3 protein-coding genes are annotated in these 3,568 nt (G+C 69.6%); 1 reads left to right on the top strand and 2 read right to left on the bottom strand.

Annotated elements, in window-relative coordinates; translation table 11 throughout:
* Together HY703_10050 and HY703_10045 are read right to left on the bottom strand one after the other, a co-directional pair.
* Positions 1 to 1,013, bottom strand: a 1,013-nt coding sequence (locus HY703_10050; protein MBI4545527.1) for an aldehyde dehydrogenase family protein, incomplete at its 3' end; no start/stop codon positions are given.
* 30 nt (positions 1,014 to 1,043) lie between these two features.
* Positions 1,044 to 2,495 (bottom strand): AAA family ATPase, encoded by a 1,452-nt coding sequence (locus HY703_10045; GenBank protein MBI4545526.1) that lies wholly within the window; start codon positions 2,493 to 2,495, stop codon positions 1,044 to 1,046.
* Between the two features lie 219 nt (positions 2,496 to 2,714).
* On the opposite strand from HY703_10045, the gene HY703_10040 reads away from it, so the two are divergent.
* A complete protein-coding gene (locus HY703_10040) occupies positions 2,715 to 3,392 on the top strand; it encodes a dienelactone hydrolase family protein (GenBank protein MBI4545525.1) in 678 nt (225 codons plus the stop codon).
* Positions 3,393 to 3,568 lie beyond the last annotated feature (176 nt).

The raw sequence follows: 3,568 nt of genomic DNA, 5'->3' as shown, positions 1-3,568 counted from the left end.
TCGATCCAGCTCATGACGCGGTCGGCCGCGGCCGCGTCGATCATGGGCCCGACCACCGTCGCCTCGTCCATGGGGTTGCCGCACGGCAGCGCATTGGTGGCGCCCAGGAACCGGTCCAGGAACTCCTGGTAGGCAGGCCGGTGCACCAGCAGTCGCTGCACCCGGATGCAGACCTGGCCGGCGGCGGCGAACGCGCCCACGGCGCAGCGCTCGGCCGCCCAGTCCAGGTCCGCGTCCTCGTGGATCACCGCGCCCGCATTGCCGCCCAGCTCCAGGATCACCTTCTTCCGCCCGGCGATGTTCTTGAGGTGCCAGCCCACGCGCGCCGAGCCGGTGAAGGAGAGCAGCTTGAAGCGCTCGTCAGTGGCCAGCCGCTCGGCCACCGCCGGCCGCGCGTGCACCGCCGAGAGCGCGCGCGGCGGCAGTCCCGCCTCGAAGCAGATCTCCGCCAGCTTGAGCGCCGTGACCGGCGCCTGCATGGGCGGCTTGAGCACCACGCTGTTCCCCGCGGCAAACGCGGGCGAGAGCTTGTGCGCCACCAGGTTGAGCGGGAAGTTGAAGGGCGAGATCGCGCTCACCGGGCCCAGCGGGAAGCGCCGCCAGACACAGGCGTACCCCTCCGTCCGCCGCTCGATGTCCACCGGCACCACCTCGCCGCCCAGCGCGCGCGCCTCGTCCGCGCCCAGCGTGAACGTCTGCAGAGCCCGCTCGACCTCGCCCCGCGCGAACTGGAGGGGCTTGCCGCTCTCCCGCACCATGGTCTCGGCCAGCTCCGCCGAGCGGCGCCGGATTCCGGCCACGATCCCCTCCAGGATGGCGACCCGGCGGAAGGTGGGCAGCCGCCGCGTCTCCTCGAACGCCGCCGCCGCGGCCGCGATCGCGCGCTCCATCTCCGCCGCGCCGGCCAGCGGGACGCGCGCGTAGGTGTCACCGGTGTAGGGGTCGACGACGTCGTCCCACTCCTCCGTCTCGATCCATTCGCCGCCCACCGGCAGCCGATACGTCCCGGCCATGTTCCGCTCCTCCTGTTCCTGCACAGCCCCTCACGGGGAACGATAGATGTCCTCGAGGTCGATTAGCTGAATGCGCCGGTCTTGCTCCGCTCGGGCCCTGAAGGCTTCCGTGAAGCCTGCCGCAGAAACGTACATGTATCCGTGCGAGGTCCTGGGATCGAGCGCCCGCCGCGCCCATTGCTGACCCGAAGCCGTCAGATCGTACAGGTTTCGCAACAGCAATTCGTGCACCGACTCGTCCACCCGCCTGGACGACCACTTCACTTCGCCAGCCAGCAGCTTACGGCCGTCCAGCTCGGCAATCAGATCGATCTCGATCTGCCTGCGGTTTCGATCCAGACCCTCCCAGCGCGCCCAGTGCACGGCGTCTGGAAGGCCCCAGCGAGCATGGTGGCGGCTGTACGCCTGCCGCGCCATGTCCTCGAACGTCCGCCACCCCATGTAGTCGTCCAGGCGCGGCTTCACACGCTTGGACCAGACCTGCGCGCCGCCTTCGGTTTCGAGGATGCTGCGGTTGGGATGAACGAAGCGGTACCAGAATTTGACCGCGTTGTCGCCGATCCGGTGCCGCCACGGAGCGGTACGACCCGCGGCAAAATTCTGCTCTCGAATCAGGATGTGCAGGTCTTCCAGAACCCCGAGAACCCGCCGGACGACGTGCTCGCGACGCTGGAGCCCGGCCGCCTGCGCGATTTCGTTCAACTCCGTCCGACCCTGCGCAACCGCGGCCAGCACGGCGCGGTACTGACCAGGCTCGCGGATGGCCTCCTCCTGCTCGATCAGATTCTCCAACTGGAGGTGCACGCTCCCCCGCGGCGAGAGCATCGCCTCGATCACCGCCCGATCCAGACCCTTGCCCTCGCGGACGGACTCGAGGTAGCGGGCGACGCCGCCGAAAACGCCGTAGACGTAGGCGTCCTCGCGGCGCGAGGCGCACCGCGTCATCTGGCCGGCGTCGAAATAGTCGAACGGCCCGAGACGGGCGCTCCAATCGATGCGGCCGTAAAGCGCACCGCGTACCGCCAATCCCTCCATGGTGCCGACTTCCGACCCACAGAGAACCAGCGTCAGCCTCGTCCCGGACAGCTCCTGCTCCCAAACAGCGTTCAACTGCGACACCACCCCCTCCGTATCACCTACCCCAAGCAGGTACTGAAACTCGTCGAGAACGACTACGAGCGGCGCTTCCCGCGCGAATCGGGCTAGCAGCCGAAAGGCTGCTCGCCATGTGGGGTAGTCCTCCGCTTCCAACCGGTCGCCCGCCCACGCGCCCAGCTCGCGAACGAAATCCTGACGATTCTGGTCCGGGGTGGTGTTGGCAGCCAGGAAGTAGAAATGGCGCCGGCCCTCCCAGGCCCGCTTGAGAAGAAAGGTTTTCCCCACGCGACGCCAGCCGTACAGCAGGGCCAGGCGCGCTGCCGGCTCGTCGGCCAGAGCCTGCAACTCCGCCAGTTCCCGTTCCCGGTCGATCAGCTCGCGCACGGCCGCAGCACCCCCAAAGAATGAACCCGCTGTTATGATACTGTAGTGTTATAATATCGTACTGTCAATCTGCTCAGCCTCGGTTCCTCGGGGGCGGACCATGCACCAGACCACGACCAACCTCTCACGCAAAGGGGGAACGCCATTTGCCGCACCTCCGCCGCGGGGGCCGGCTTGACAACCACGGGCCGGCCGGGTAGCACAACTCGGGAGGGAGCGGTGGAACCCACGGCGCCCGGTGCCGTCCGGCAGCGTGAGGTCGAGATCTCGGCCGGGCCAGTGAAGCTCGCAGGCGACCTGGCGCTGCCGGAGCACGCGCAGGGCGTGGTCCTCTTCGCGCACGGCAGCGGCAGCAGCCGCTTCAGCGCCCGCAACCGCTTCGTCGCCCGTGAGCTCTGGCAGGCGCGCCTGGCCACCCTGCTCATGGACCTGCTGACGGCGGACGAGGAGAGGCTGGACCTCGAGACCGCAAGCCTGCGCTTCGACATCCCCCTGCTCGCGGAGCGGGTGGTCGCCGCCACCGACTGGCTCAAGCAACAGCCGGAGACGCGCGAGCTGCCGCTGGGCCACTTCGGCGCGAGCACGGGCGCGGCCGCGGCACTGGTGGCCGCCGCCCAGCGCCCCGACGCCGCGCGCGCCGTCGTGTCCCGCGGCGGCCGCCCCGACCTGGCCGGCGCCGCGCTGCCCCGCGTGCGCGCGCCCACCCTGCTCATCGTGGGCGGCCGCGACGAGGTCGTGATCACCATGAACCGGGAGGCCATGGCGCAGATGACGGTGGAGACGCGCCTCGAGATCGTGCCCGGCGCGACCCACCTGTTCGAGGAGCCCGGCACGCTCGAGGAGGTCGCGCGCCTGGCCCGGGACTGGTTCCGCCGCTGCCTCGCTCCTCCCGCTTGACGCCGCCGCCGTACACCCGCAATCTCCGCTGCCAGCGCCGGCAAAACGAACCTGAGAGGCCAGGGGCGCGGTGGCTGGTCGCCCCTCGAACCAGGCCCTTGCTACTCAATCGCGGAGGTGCCGAATGCAGTGCCATGCCTGTACCTTCACGCTCCAGCCCCTGGGGCTCTGGGCCT

Source organism: Gemmatimonadota bacterium, from assembly GCA_016209965.1.
Lineage (GTDB): Bacteria > Gemmatimonadota > Gemmatimonadetes > Longimicrobiales > RSA9 > JACQVE01.
The sequence above is the reverse complement of the archived record's forward strand: the minus strand, read 5'-3'. Positions and strand labels throughout refer to the sequence as shown.